The sequence below is a fragment of the Runella sp. R0.1_18 genome (assembly GCF_057652155.1).
In genome coordinates this window covers 300,120-314,160 of record NZ_JBYFCK010000005.1, presented here as the reverse complement: position 1 = coordinate 314,160, position 14,041 = coordinate 300,120, and the positions used below count along the sequence as shown (strand labels likewise).

Genomic DNA, 14,041 nt, shown 5'->3' with positions numbered 1-14,041 from the left:
CACGGCTTTTTTGTTTTATACGATTTTTAAAATTAGAACCACTCGGGCTGCATCTCCACCGTTGCTCGACTCTGACTAAGAAGACGCTTAGCCAGCGCCGTAGTTTTTACCAGTTCGTATTCAAAGAAATAATGAGCAGTAGCTATTTTCCCCTGGTAAAAATGGCGTTCTGAATCAGCATGGGCATCGGCCAGTTTTTTGTTTGCTTCGGTGGCTTGTTTGAGCCACTGCCAAGCGATGGTCGTAATTCCAAACATTTCTAAGTATAGCGTGGCGTCGGCCAAAAATGCCTCCACATTTTGCGGAGCTAGCGCCAACAGATGTCCCGTTACTTGTTGCACTTTGAGCAACGCCTTTTCTAACTGCTCGGCCCAAATAGATAGCTTTGGTTCGTTGGCAGCGGCTTTGGCCTGCGCGATGGCTAGACTCATTTCTTCGGCCAGCAATTGTACCGCTTTTCCACCTTTGAGGGTAATTTTTCGACCCAACAAATCGAGGCCATGAATCCCCGTTGTGCCTTCATGAATCGGGTGAATGCGGGCTTCGCGGTAGTATTGTTCAAGCGGAAAATCTGTCGTATAGCCTGCTCCTCCCAAAATCTGCACGGCTGCGCTGGTCGTTTGGCAGCACATTTCAGACGGGTATGATTTGGCAATGGGCGTAAGTAAATCGAGTAAAAGTTCGGCTCTTTCTTTATCGGCGCCTTGGGCTACGTGGGCAATATCGGCCCAAAGTCCGCACTGCAACAACAATGACAAAGAGCCTTCCACCACCGACTTTTGAAATAATAACATTCGTTTGACATCGGCGTGGTGGATAATCAACGTCTGAGGTTGGGTGGGGTCTTTGGCCGCGATGGGCCTGCCTTGTGGACGCTCTTTGGCGTAGGCCAAAGAAGCGTGGTAAGCCGCCGTACCGATGGCCGCCGCGTTGGTGCCGACTCCAACCCGCGCTTCGTTCATCATTTGGAACATATAACTCAAGCCTCTGTGTTCTTCTCCCACCAAATAGCCCAAACAGTCGGTATCAGAACCAAACATCAAGTGCGCAATGGGTGCTCCTTTGTAGCCCATTTTATGATATACTCCTGCCGTGGTGACGCCGTTTGGCACCAACCCTTCAGGGGTAACGCGTTGCTGAGGTACTACAAACAAAGAAATTCCTTTGGTGCCAACGGGGCCGCCTTTGATTTTGGCCAACAACAAATGAACTACGTTTTCGCACGCGTCGTGGTCGCCGCAAGAGATAAAAATTTTTTGTCCTTGAATTTTGTAAATACCTGCAGTTTGGGTAGGTTCGGCGCTGGTAGAAATATCTGATAATGAGCTTCCTGCGTTGGGTTCAGTCAGTGCCATGGTTCCTTGCCAACGACCGTTGTACATGTTGGGCGTGTAGGTGTCAATCAGTTCGGGAGAACCAAAACTCCGAATCAAGTTGGCTGCTCCTGTGGTCAAAAACGGATACACACTGGCCGAATAATTGGCGGCTTGAAAAATAAATGCTGCCGCATTGTGAACGGTGGCGGGGAGTTGCTGCCCACCTTCTTCGTAGCGAAAAGTGGCATTTATCCAGCCATCTTCCCCAAAACGCCGCGTAATGGCTTTCATGCCTTCGTGGACGCGGATTTTGCCATCGACAAATTGGGGCTCATTTCTGTCCATTTCGGTGAGTAAAGGGCGCAGCATTTTGTCGGCTATTTGCTCGGCAGCGTCCAGTACCATGTCAAACGATTCCCGATTGTGGTCTTGGAAGTACGGGTACTGCACCAACTGCTCCACGTCAAGCAGTTGGTACAGGTTAAATTGAAGGTCGCGTTTTGAAAAAAACATACAATTATTTTTTGACCTCATCCCGCAAAGCCTTCCGTAGAATTTTGCCTACGTTGGTCTTGGGCAATTCGGTACGGAATTCGATGTGCTTAGGGCATTTGTAGGCCGTCAAATTTTCGCGGCAATAGGCCATAATTTGCTCTTTTGTGAGGCTTTCGTCTTTTTTTACCACAAAAATTTTCACCGCCTCGGTCGTTTTTTCGTCGGGTACGCCAATACAAGCGACCTCCAAAACACCCTGACATTGGGCTACCACATCTTCTATTTCGTTGGGATACACGTTAAAACCTGACACAAGTACCATGTCTTTCTTACGGTCAACGATTTTGAAAAACCCATCGGCATCCATCACCCCAACATCTCCTGTTTTAAACCACTGACGGCCATCGGCAGGGTCGGTAAACATCACTTTGGCGGTTTCGTCGGGGCGGTTGTAGTATCCTGGCATTACCTGTGGCCCTAATGCACAGATTTCTCCCGCTTCGCCCACATCTGCCCACGTGCTATCGTCGCGCATGATGCGCATTTCGGTACTAGGGAAGGGTATTCCGATGGTGCCAACGCGGTTGTCGGTGGTTTTCAATGGGTTGGCACAAAGTACGGGCGATGTCTCAGACAAGCCGTAGCCCTCGGTTGGCAAATTGCCTGTGAGCTTATACCATCGTTCGGCCACCACTTTTTGTAGTGCCATTCCTCCCGCCGAGGTTATTTTGAGGCCGCTAAAATCAACTTCGCCAATTTTAGGGTTGTTCATCAAGCCGTTGTACAGCGTATTCACACCCGTAAAGGTGGTCACTTTGTATTTTTTCAGGTCTTTGATAAACGCCTCCATGTCGCGTGGATTTGTAATCAACAGGTTCATTCCGCCGTTTTTAAGGGCCGAAAGGGCGTTGCACGTAAGCGCGTACACGTGGTACAGCGGCAAAGCTGCCACAATCACGTTGGTTTGTCCTTCAGGAATGGTATTGAGCATTGGGCTCAAATAAACGCAGTTGGCTTCTACGTTAGCAATGATGTTGCGGTGCGTCAGCATAGCTCCTTTGGATACCCCCGTTGTCCCACCCGTATATTGAATAAATGCCAAGTCTGAATTGCTCAAATCAGGTTTTTGGTAGTCGGCGGCGGCACCTTTGCTCAACGCATCCGTAAACGACTTTGCTGTAGGAAGGTCATAGTCAGGAACCATTTTCTTGACATTCTTTACGACAAAATTGACAAGTTGTTTTTTGCCAAAACCCAACAAATCACCAATCTCGGTGACCAGTACGTGCTCGATATTGGTATGAGGAAGTACTTTTTCTAGGTTAGAAGCAAAGTTGGCCAAGATTACAATGGCTTTTGCGCCCGAATCTTTAAACTGGTGCTCCATTTCGCGGGGCGTATAAAGCGGATTGGTATTGACCACTGTGAGCCCTGCCCGCAATGCACCAAACATCGCAATGGGGTATTGCAGTACGTTGGGCATTTGAATCGCAAGGCGGTCGCCTTTTTGGAGGCCAATGCTTTGCAGATAGGCCGCAAAATTGCGCGATTGTTTATCTAACTCAGCATACGTAATTTCTTTGCCCATGCAGGAGTAAGCTTTACGCGAAGCATATTTGGTAAAGCCTTCGTCAATCATTTCTAACAACGACGAATAGACATCTGGATTAATTTCAAAGGGCATTCCCGCTGGATAAAACTTTAGCCACGGAAAGGTATCTCTAGTTACAGCCATTCAGATTTTAGGTTGATGTTTAGAAAAAATTGTACACTACAAAGATATAAACGAAGTTAGAGGGAAGAAGTTTTACCCCTGACTTTTCATGACAAAAAATGATTTTAAGGTCTTTTCCACTATATTCAGTACGACAGAATGAGCAAAAACGTCTATTACAAAAAAAACTTTACACGGTTTAAAGTAATTTTCAAAGTTGTTCGTCTAACCAATTAACCACTTAAAATTAACATTGGCAACCGCACGACTACCTATTGTTCAGACCATCAAAAAGTACAGCAAGCAACTTTTTGGCTTCATTCGTCAGCGCGTAAGCAGTGACGAAGATGCTGAGGATATTTTGCAGGACGTTTGGTACCAACTGAGCAGTCAGCCCGAAGTAGAAGCCATTGAACAAGTGGGAAGTTGGCTGTATCGCGTGGCTCGGAACCGCATTGTGGATAGTTACCGCAAGCAGCGCCCCGAAACCCTCGAAGATTACGGCTACGAGGATGAAGACGGCGAAATCGTGTTCAAAGATTTATTGCTCGCCGACGACGGAACGCCCGAAAGTGACTATCTCCGCGAGTTGTTTTGGCAACAACTCATGGAAGCCCTCGATGAGCTTCCCGAAAACCAGCGCCAGGTCTTTGTGTGGAACGAACTGGAAGATCAGACGTTTCAGGAGATTGCCGACCGCACGGGAGAGAACATCAAAACGCTGATTTCTCGCAAGCGCTATGCCGTGCAACATTTGCGGCAGCGTTTGGCGGGTTTGTACCAAGATTTATTGATTGATTAACCATTTTTTGACCAACGTAAGCATGACTACTAAACACAATCGTCGGGCCTATTTTTTCTTATTTCCGCTTTTTGCGGTGGTGGCCGTTTTGGTACTTGGCGCTGCCGTCATGTGGCTTTGGAACGCTATTTTGCCTGCGTTATTGGGAGTGGCTTTTATCTCTTATTGGCAAGCCGTGGGGTTATTGATTTTGTGCCGTTTGTTGTTTGGGAACTTTAGCCGTGGCAAGGGCGCACCTTGGGCACAACACGCCCAAAAAAAAGCTGCTTTTCGGGAAAAGTGGCTACACATGAACGACGAAGAACGCGCTCGCTTGCGCGAAGAATGGCGCAAACGTTGCGGCAAAAATTAATTCAAAAAAAATCGAAATTCGTTAAAGTAATTTTTGATTTCAATCGTCATCCTATTTGTACAGGGTTTGTACACATCACCATATAACTATTTAACAGCTATGTTTACTATTTTGAGAGTTATCGGAGCCGTATTTTTTGGCGCATTATTTTTGTTCATGTTGCCTTTCTTATTGCTAAAAGCGTTCTTCTTTTTCTTGTTTTTTGGCTTGGCATTTCGACTTATGATGGGTCGTCGCCGTCGCCAATGGAAACGCTATCAGGCGTATTATACACCTTATGAGGATGTAACAGCGCAATACCGTAAAGAAAACCTGAACGATTCGTTTCAACACCCTATCACGAAAATTTAATCAATTTTAATAGCCATGTATCATCATCACAGAAAATGTGGGCACGGACACCCTGGAATGGGGTTCGGCCCGTTTGGAAAACAGTTCGGTCGTGCCTTCGCAGGTAATCAATACCGAGTACCTGTCAATGTACTAAAAACCGAAAGTAGTTACGAAATCTTCGTCATTGCTCCCGACCGCGCCAAGGAAGACTTTAAAATCAATCTCAAAGGCAACGAGTTGACGATTGCGTATCAGGCCAAAGAAGACATCAAAGAAAACCAACAGTGGATTCGCAACGAATTTACCAAGGCTTCGTTTGAGCGTACCTTTGTAATTGACGAAACCATTGAGTCGGAGGGAATTAAAGCCGAGTACAAAAACGGCGTATTGCAAGTGACATTGCCTGTTGTGCCTGGGTCAGCAAAACCCGCACAGGAGATTGCAGTGGCGTAGATGTGGAGAGGGTTGCTCACAACCCGCCCCAGGTGCATAACAAAAATAGTCGGCTGCCTTCGCAGCCGACTATTTTTGTTATGCACCTGTCAACAGGCAACCTGAAAACCACAAACTTATTTCAATCCTCCCACCATGTCTTCGGGGCGCACCCACTCGTCAAATTGGTCAGAAGTCATGTGTGTGAAATCCAAGCCTTTGAGTTCAAACTCAAGCGCGGCTTGTTTGAGGGTAATACCACGCTTGTGGGCATCTTGGGCGATGGCGGCGGCGTTGTAGTAACCAATTTTCGGGTTCAATGCCGTTACCAACATCAATGAGTTGTTGACATGCTTGCGGATGTTATCCGTCAATGGCTCGATACCTACGGCACACTTATCGTTGAACGCCACGCAAACGTCACCAATCAAACGAGCCGAGTGCAAGAAGTTGTAAATCATGACAGGCTTAAATACGTTCAACTCAAAGTGACCGTTTGAGCCACCGATGTTGATAGCCACGTCGTTGCCCAATACTTGGCAAGCGACCATGGTCATGGCTTCGCACTGCGTTGGGTTCACTTTTCCTGGCATGATAGAACTTCCTGGCTCGTTGTCAGGAATGAAGATTTCACCGATGCCCGCGCGTGGTCCCGACGAAAGCATACGGATGTCGTTAGCGATTTTCATTAAGCTAACGGCTACCGTTTTGAGGGCGCCGTGCGCTTCTACGATGGCATCGTGCGCGGCCAAGGCTTCAAACTTGTTTTCGGCCGTGATGAATGGAAGACCTGTCAACGCCGCGATGTGACCTGCTACGTTTTCAGAATATCCTTTCGGTGTGTTGATACCTGTTCCTACGGCTGTTCCACCCAACGCCAACTCTGACAAGTGTGCCAAGGTATTGTTGATGGCGCGCAAGCCATGGTCAAGTTGTGAAACATAGCCCGAAAATTCTTGCCCGAGGGTCAACGGCGTAGCATCCATGAAGTGCGTACGGCCAATTTTCACCACGTCCTTAAACGCCTCCGATTTTGCTTTGAGCGTATCGCGGAGTTTTTGGATGCCAGGGATAGTAACTTCGATCAAAATTTTATAGGCCGCAATGTGCATCGCCGTCGGGAACGTGTCGTTAGAAGACTGCGATTTATTGACGTCGTCGTTGGGGTTCAAGAATTTTTTCTCGTCCAACAACGAACCACCGTTGATTACGTGGGCGCGGTAAGCGATCACCTCGTTGCAGTTCATGTTTGACTGCGTGCCTGAACCCGTTTGCCAAACGACCAACGGAAACTGGTCATCGAGCTGACCTGCCAAAATTTCGTCGCACACTTGTGCAATCAAATTCTTTTTGTCTTCTGGAAGGATACCTGCCTCAAAGTTGGTGATAGCAGCCGCTTTTTTCAAGTAAGCAAACGCCCGAATGATTTCCTTCGGCATCTTGTTAATGTCTTGGGCAATCGGGAAGTTCATGATGGAGCGTTGTGTTTGTGCTCCCCAATACACGTGTGCTGGTACTTCTACCTTTCCCATCGTGTCTTTTTCTATACGGAATTCCATTGGATGAATGACGGGGCCGCCCGCGCGGTGAATTTGAATGAATGATTGAGTCGATGGATGAGTTAATTGGGACAATTGTTCAGCCATCTTGCAAAAGTAAACACAAATCGCTTACCCGCTTTTGATAGAAATCATAATCTCTCTAATTTTACCAAAAAAATAAACAGAGCGCTAAAAACCGCGATAAAAGATTGTTAGCGCAAATTAAGCGTTAAAAGTCTCGGAGAGACACAACCTTTGTAGAACCTACAAGATTAACCAATAATTAATAACTGTGGCCACGCCACTCATCTCAATTTGTTAAAATGCTTCACAAAGTATTAAAAGTAAACCCCAACGATAACGTAATCGTAGCTTTGCGCGACCTACCAGCGGGTGAAGTTGTTGAGTTTGAAGGAGAATCTTATCTCTTGCCCCACACCGTTTATGCTAAGCATAAGTTTGTAACCCACGATTTGGAAACGGGTGACGCCGTGACCATGTATGGCGTATTGGTAGGCCGAGCCTCTCAGCCCATCAAGCGCGGCGAACCCATTACCACTTATAACCTCAAGCACGACTCTGAGCCGTACAGCACAGCCAAGCGTCAGCCGTATAGCTGGACCCCGCCCGACGTAAGTAAGTGGGTGGGACGCACGTTTAAAGGCTACCGCCGTTCAGACGGAAAAGTAGGAACCTACAACTACTGGTTGGTGATTCCGTTGGTATTTTGTGAAAACCGCAACGTATTGACCCTGAAAACTGCTTTTGAGCGTGAGTTGGGCTACGCACAACCTGAACTGTACCGCGACCAAGTGCGCGAAATGTTGCACTTGTACCAAAATGGTCAGTTAGAAACGGTTCAAAAATTAGCGCCTTTCACCGATGCTTCAACGCCTCGCCCGTGGTCGAATGACTTAAATCGTCCTTTCAAAAATGTTGATGGGATTAAGTTTTTGACCCACGAAGGTGGCTGCGGAGGAACACGCCAAGACGCCCACACGCTTTGCTCGTTATTTGCGGCTTATGCCGTTCACCCCAACGTGGCAGGTGTGACGGTGCTGAGTTTGGGTTGTCAGAACTCGGAAGAAAAAATCTTGATGGACGAAATCCACAAGCGTAGCCCCAAGTTTGATAAACCGTTGTATATCTTCGAACAACAGCAAGGAACGGAGTCGGCGATGATGTCGGCGGCGATTAAGCAAACGTTCTTGGGCTTAATTAAAGCCAACGAATGCGAGCGCGAAGACGTGCCTATTACCGAACTGGTTGTTGGCTTAAAATGCGGCGGATCAGATGGTTTCTCGGGAATTTCGGCAAACCCCGTTTTGGGTCAGGTATCGGACATTTTGGTGACATTGGGTGGAAAAACTTTGTTGGCTGAGTTTCCAGAACTACACGGGGTAGAGCAAGAACTCCTCAACCGCTGCGTAACGGAAGAAAAAGCGGCTAAGTTTGAAAAACTCATGCGTGATTATTCGGGCAAAGCCGACGCCGTAGGTTCCGCTTTTGCGTTTAATCCGTCGCCAGGAAACATCAAAGACGGGCTTATCACGGATGCCATTAAATCGGCAGGAGCAGCCAAAAAAGGCGGTTCAGCACCGATTCAGGACGTGACCAACTACACAGAAATTTCTCACGAAAAAGGCTTGCAGTTGGTATGTACTCCAGGCAACGACGTAGAAGCCACCACGGGAAAAACCGCCGCAGGAGCAACCGTGATTTTGTTTACGACGGGCTTAGGCACACCCACAGGCAACCCGATTTGTCCCGTGATGAAAGTGTCAACCAATTCGAAATTAGCCGAAAAAATGGCGGATGTGATTGACTTTAACTGCGGAACGGTCGTGACAGGAGAGGAGACTATTGCCGAAAACGCCGATGCCTTACTCGAAGAAATCATCGCCGTAGCAAGTGGTAAACTAACTCACGCCCAGCGCCTTGGCCAAGATGACTTTATCCCGTGGAAACGCGGAGTCTCGCTCTAGCTAGGTAAACAGTACGATAGATTCAAAAGGGTCAGTCGGAACTATACCGACTGGCCCTTTTCTTTTACTAGCTTGTCCCGAACTCCGGTTCGGGACACACACGGTTCAGCGTCTCCGACGCCACAAGCTTGTCCCGAACTCCACTTCGGGACACATACGGTTCAGCGTCTCCGACGCCCATCATCACAGCTAAAACAATGATACAGAAAACAGCCACTCTCTATCGAAATGCGTACGGCGGAATGTCGCGCGAAATATGGTTACTTGCCGCCGTGATGCTCATCAACCGCTCGGGAACCATGGTAATCCCATTCATGAGCGTTTACTTGACCCAATCGCTGCATTTCACCCTGTCGGACGCGGGTTTGGTCGTAAGCTGTGCGGGAGCGGGAGGAATCTTGGGGGTCTATTTGGGTGGAAAACTCACCGACAAACTCGGCCATTATTACGTGCAATTGTGTAGTTTGGCCTTGGGTGGAATGACATTTTTTGTCCTAATGCAAATGCGAACCCTACCGACGTTGTGCATAACGGCCTTTTTTCTCAATCTCGTAGGAGAAGGATTTCGGCCTGCCAATTCGACTTCCATTGCTTATTATAGCACTCCCGAAAACCGTACGCGTGCGTACGCCCTCAATCGTTTGGCCATTAATGTCGGCTGGGCAATAGGGCCTGCTTTGGGTGGGATTTTTGCCACCATTGGGTACAAATACCTATTCATAGCCGACGGTATCACTAACATTGCCGCAGCAATGTTTTTGTTGTTATTGGTAAAAAATCGAAATGCCCAAAAAGCCGACCGTTCGTCAACGGAGGAGACAGTACCAGTGACTCAATCCGCCTTTCGAGATGGTATTTTTATGCGAATGTTGGTTTTTACGGTACTTTTTGCCATTGGTTTTATGACATTTTTTAGCATTGTACCCGTCTTTTGGCGTTCCGAACTGAAAATCAAAGAAGTCTATATTGGACTGCTGCTAGGAATGAACGGAGTGATGGTGGCGGCGATAGAAATGCTCCTCATTTATCGCATTGAGCGCCTGCGTTCCAAGCTAACGTTTATTGGATGGGGCGTGCTGCTGTGCGGTTTGGCCTATTTGTTTTTTGTTATCTTCCAAGGAATGGTCTGGATTTTGCCCATTGCGGTAATCACCATTACATTTAGCGAAATGTTGGCCATGCCGTTTCTCAATTCCTTAACGATTGAACGTTCGACACCCCAAAACCGAGGTCAGTATTCGGCCTTGTATTCGATGTGTTATTCAATAGCGCAAGTTACGGCTCCCGTTTTGGGAGGACAAATCGCTACCCGTTTTGGGTTTTATACGCTTTGGGGCGTATTGGTGGCTGTATCGGTGGTAAGTTACGTTGGTTTTCGGTGGGTAGAATCATTGGCGGAAGGGCGAAGCCGTGCGCTTTCTTAAAAAACAAAACAACCCGAAAGTTAAGAACTTTCGGGTTGTTAAAATCGCCGTTAATTCTGTAACCTAATCACGTGGATAGGTTTTTCTTCCATAATGGCTTTGGGTAAAAATGCCCATAAAAGCACATAAATAAAGACGACAGGCACGCCTGCAGTGAAGAAAAATGCCAAGACAAACAAGATACGAACAATCGAACGGTCGATGTCGAAATAATGTGCTAAACCTGCGGCTACCCCACCAATGGCGGCTTGATTTTTTATGCGATACAATCTGTTAGTTTCCATGGCTGTTAAATAGTTTTTGTGTTATTGTTGAATCAAAGGTACTATGTAATACCCAATAGTTGCAACAACACCCACACCAATGGAAAAAAAGCGGGACAAAGGGAGATTTTTAGGGACGAGTTTTAGTCGTTGATGTGCAACAACCCCACCGTTTGGGCATAAATATCTTGGAGCGAAATGGCTGATGGAAGCATCATTAATTGAATAGAATCGTCCAAACGACTGGTTTCGTGTACCAATGCCCATACATTAGGTGATTCTAGTTTTTGCCACACTTCTATTTTAACTCGCTCTGAATCAATGAGAACGTATTCTTTAAAAGAAGGAATACTGCGGTAGTATTCAAATTTTTCGCCACGGTCGTAGGGAGCAGTACTTTTAGATAAGACCTCAATAATGGTCGTTGGATTGAGCATGGTGTCAAACTGGTCATCGAGCAGCTCAAGCTTTCCACAAACAATCGTTAAATCGGGGTAGGTGTAAAATTCTTCGGTAGGAATCCAAAGACGAAAGTCATTGCCAAAATATTGGCATGATTTTCTTTTGAGTGAAATGTAAAGCTCGCCCGCCAAATTATCACGGATGCGATTATGGTTATGGCTTGCACCAGCCATCAACGTGACTGTACCTCGATGGTACTCACTTTTAAATTCAGCAGCGCGTTCCCATTGCAAATAATCATCGGGCGAGAGTGTTTTTTTAACAGCAGACATAACTTTTAAGGCATTGTTTACAACAAAAATACGATAATTCCCCCATCACCGCACTATATTTGCAGCTATACAAGTAAAAGCGGTGCTAGTCACCCGATTATTCACTCACCGAGGCGGTTCGCCGCTCCAGTTTAACGATACGCTATAGTTAGAATGAAAGTCCTCAAGTTTGGCGGCACATCGTGCGGCACAGTCGAAAGTATCCAGCAAGTCATTCAGATTTTACAAGATAATATTGCAAAAGGCGAACGCATTGCCGTGGTGTACTCGGCGATGGGGGGCGTCACGAATAAACTGATTGAGATTGGCCGCATGGCTTCTACGGGTAATACCGATTACTACGATGCGCTCAAAGCCCTCGAAGAACGCCACTTTACGGCCGTGCGCGGGTTGATTGATATTAAAAGTCAGAGTAGTTCGATTGCCAAAGTACGTGGGTTGGTCAATGAATTAGAAGATTTGTTGAAAGGTATCTCGCTGATTCGTGAATTATCGACGCGCACGCTCGACTTGTTGATGTCGTTTGGCGAACGCCTTTCAACGACCATCATTACTGAAGCCCTCAAAGCACGCGGCGTCAATGCGGAGTTTTGTGACGCGCGCACGCTCATTCGTACCAATAATCACTTTAGCTACGCCGAAGTAGATTTTGAGGTGACAAACGCCCAAATCAACGCACATTTTGCCAAAACAGACGCCTTGTTGTGCATCACAGGCTTTATTGGTTCTACCGAAGACGGAATCACAACGACGCTTGGCCGCGGAGGCTCGGACTATACAGGGTCGATTTTTGGGGCAGCCTTGGACGCCGAGGTGATTGAAATCTGGACGGACGTGGACGGAATGATGACTGCCGATCCGCGTAAGGTGTCGAATGCTTTTACCATTCCGACCATTACGTACGCCGAAGCAATGGAGTTAAGCCATTTTGGAGCAAAGGTGATTTACCCGCCGAGCTTGCAACCTGCCTTTGCCAAGAACATTCCCATCAAAGTACTCAATACTTTCAACACGGCTTCGGAAGGAACAACCGTGCACAACACGGCCCTCGAAACTCCCTACGCCATCACAGGAATTAGTTCGATTGATGACATTGCGTTGGTCAACGTCCAAGGAAGTGGGATGATTGGGGTGGCAGGGGTATCGGCTCGTTTGTTTTCGGCCATGTCGCGCAATAAAATCAGCGTGATTTTGATTTCGCAAGCTTCGTCGGAGCACTCGATTTGCTTTGCGATTGACCCAAAAAATGCCGAACGGGCTAAAGATGTTCTCGACCAAGAGTTTTCGGTTGAAATTGCCGCAGGCGACATCGACCGCGACGGTATTCAGATTCAGCGTAACGTCTCTATCATCGCGATTGTGGGAGAAGGAATGCGTCGGAGTACGGGGGTGTCGGGGAAATTGTTTACCGCCCTTGGGAAAAACGGTATCAACGTGATTGCAACTGCTCAAGGTTCATCCGAGTTGAATATTTCGGTAGTGATTCAGAAAAACGACCTTTCGAAGGCATTGAATGCAATTCACGGCGTATTTTTCCAATCAGAAGTACGGACACTCAACTTGTTTGTGGTAGGTACGGGCTTGATTGGAAGTACGTTCTTGAAACAACTTGCGGCGCAGTCTGATTATTTAGCCCAAGAAAAATTATTGAAAATCAACGTAGTAGGGTTGGCACGTAGTAAAAAAATGTGGCTCAATCCAGAAGGAATAAGTTTGCAAAATTGGACAGAAGAACTCGACGAAAACGGAAAAACGACCAGTCTTTCGGCGTTTGTACAGCGTATTCGGGAGTTCAATTTGCCCAATAGTGTCTTCATCGATTGCACGTCCGATAAAGACATCATTCAGTATTATTTCCCGTTGCTCGATGCGAGCGTGTCGGTGGTGACTCCCAACAAAGTAGCCAATTCTAGCAGCTACGCGGAGTACCGTCGTTTGCAACAAACGGCCGTTCGCAAAGGGGTAAAATTCTTGTATGAAACCAACGTAGGGGCTGGTTTGCCCATTATCAATACGATTCAGGGCTTGATGGCCAGCGGGGATAAATTTGTAAAAATTGAGGCGATTTTGTCAGGTACGTTGTCGTTCATCTTCAACAGCTTTGTGGAGGGAACGCGCTTTGTGGACATCGTACGTGAAGCCAAAGAAAAAGGCTATACCGAACCCGACCCACGCGACGATTTGAGTGGCTTGGACGTGGCGCGTAAAATTTTGATTTTAGCGCGTGAAACGGGCATTGCACTTGAAATGAGTGATATTCAAATTGCGCCAATTTTGCCTGAAAATTGTTTACAAGCTCCTACAGTCGATGCGTTTTTTAAGGAAGTAGAAGGTTCCGATGCGTATTTTGCAAATTTGCTCAACGAGGCCGTAGCCAAAGGTGAGAAACTTCGCTACATCGCTACCCTCGAAAATGGCAAAGCTACGCTCCAGCTTCGTACGGTCGATGCCGATCATCCTTTCTATTCGCTTTCGGGTGCTGATAATATTGTTTCGTTTACAACGGAACGTTACAACAGCCGTCCGTTGGTGGTCAAAGGCCCTGGGGCAGGCGCAGAAGTGACGGCTTCGGGAGTATTTGCCGACGTCATGAGTATTAGTAGTTACTTGGCATAACCCTACATCTTCTTTTCTTCGGTTTTGAGAAACC

Annotated in this window: 12 protein-coding genes; 7 read left to right on the top strand and 5 right to left on the bottom strand. The window is 47.1% G+C overall.

Features of this window, described 5'->3' with window-relative positions:
• Positions 1 to 32: 32 nt before the first annotated feature.
• Both AC23P2_RS11730 and AC23P2_RS11725 read right to left on the bottom strand, forming a co-directional pair.
• Complete coding sequence (locus tag AC23P2_RS11730; RefSeq protein WP_487773368.1) at positions 33 to 1,829, bottom strand: acyl-CoA dehydrogenase; 1,797 nt, start codon at positions 1,827 to 1,829, stop codon at positions 33 to 35.
• A 4-nt stretch (positions 1,830 to 1,833) separates the two neighbouring features.
• Entirely contained in the window at positions 1,834 to 3,546 is a 1,713-nt protein-coding gene (locus tag AC23P2_RS11725; protein WP_487773367.1) for an AMP-binding protein, read from the bottom strand.
• A gap of 232 nt (positions 3,547 to 3,778) precedes the next feature.
• On the opposite strand from AC23P2_RS11725, the gene AC23P2_RS11720 reads away from it, so the two are divergent.
• The 4 genes from AC23P2_RS11720 to AC23P2_RS11705 all read left to right on the top strand — a co-directional run bounded on the left by AC23P2_RS11720 (position 3,779) and on the right by AC23P2_RS11705 (position 5,465).
• Entirely contained in the window at positions 3,779 to 4,327 is a 549-nt protein-coding gene (locus AC23P2_RS11720) for an RNA polymerase sigma factor (RefSeq protein WP_487773366.1), read from the top strand.
• 22 nt (positions 4,328 to 4,349) lie between these two features.
• Positions 4,350 to 4,679, top strand: coding sequence for a hypothetical protein (locus AC23P2_RS11715; protein ID WP_487773365.1), 330 nt, complete (start codon positions 4,350 to 4,352; stop codon positions 4,677 to 4,679).
• Positions 4,680 to 4,778: 99 nt separating this feature from the next.
• Positions 4,779 to 5,030, top strand: a complete 252-nt coding sequence (locus AC23P2_RS11710; protein ID WP_472488383.1) for a hypothetical protein — start codon at positions 4,779 to 4,781, stop codon at positions 5,028 to 5,030.
• Between the two features lie 15 nt (positions 5,031 to 5,045).
• Positions 5,046 to 5,465: an Hsp20/alpha crystallin family protein gene (locus AC23P2_RS11705; RefSeq protein ID WP_487773364.1), complete on the top strand. Its 420-nt coding sequence runs from the start codon at positions 5,046 to 5,048 to the stop codon at positions 5,463 to 5,465.
• Between the two features lie 116 nt (positions 5,466 to 5,581).
• On the opposite strand, the gene fumC is transcribed toward AC23P2_RS11705, so the two are convergent.
• Positions 5,582 to 7,003 (bottom strand): class II fumarate hydratase, encoded by a 1,422-nt coding sequence (gene fumC / locus AC23P2_RS11700; protein ID WP_122934614.1) that lies wholly within the window; start codon positions 7,001 to 7,003, stop codon positions 5,582 to 5,584.
• 305 nt (positions 7,004 to 7,308) lie between these two features.
• Here fumC and AC23P2_RS11695 point away from each other — a divergent pair, with 305 nt between their 5' ends.
• Both AC23P2_RS11695 and AC23P2_RS11690 read left to right on the top strand, forming a co-directional pair.
• Positions 7,309 to 8,970, top strand: coding sequence for a UxaA family hydrolase (locus AC23P2_RS11695; protein WP_487773363.1), 1,662 nt, complete (start codon positions 7,309 to 7,311; stop codon positions 8,968 to 8,970).
• 197 nt (positions 8,971 to 9,167) lie between these two features.
• A complete protein-coding gene (locus AC23P2_RS11690; protein ID WP_487773362.1) occupies positions 9,168 to 10,394 on the top strand; it encodes an MFS transporter in 1,227 nt (408 codons plus the stop codon).
• A 50-nt stretch (positions 10,395 to 10,444) separates the two neighbouring features.
• On the opposite strand, the gene AC23P2_RS11685 is transcribed toward AC23P2_RS11690, so the two are convergent.
• A complete protein-coding gene (locus AC23P2_RS11685) occupies positions 10,445 to 10,678 on the bottom strand; it encodes a PspC domain-containing protein (protein WP_487773361.1) in 234 nt (77 codons plus the stop codon).
• A gap of 122 nt (positions 10,679 to 10,800) precedes the next feature.
• Positions 10,801 to 11,391 (bottom strand): Uma2 family endonuclease, encoded by a 591-nt coding sequence (locus tag AC23P2_RS11680; RefSeq protein ID WP_487773360.1) that lies wholly within the window; start codon positions 11,389 to 11,391, stop codon positions 10,801 to 10,803.
• Positions 11,392 to 11,544: 153 nt separating this feature from the next.
• On the opposite strand from AC23P2_RS11680, the gene thrA reads away from it, so the two are divergent.
• A complete protein-coding gene (gene thrA, locus AC23P2_RS11675) occupies positions 11,545 to 14,007 on the top strand; it encodes a bifunctional aspartate kinase/homoserine dehydrogenase I (RefSeq protein ID WP_487773359.1) in 2,463 nt (820 codons plus the stop codon).
• Positions 14,008 to 14,041: the final 34 nt, after the last annotated feature.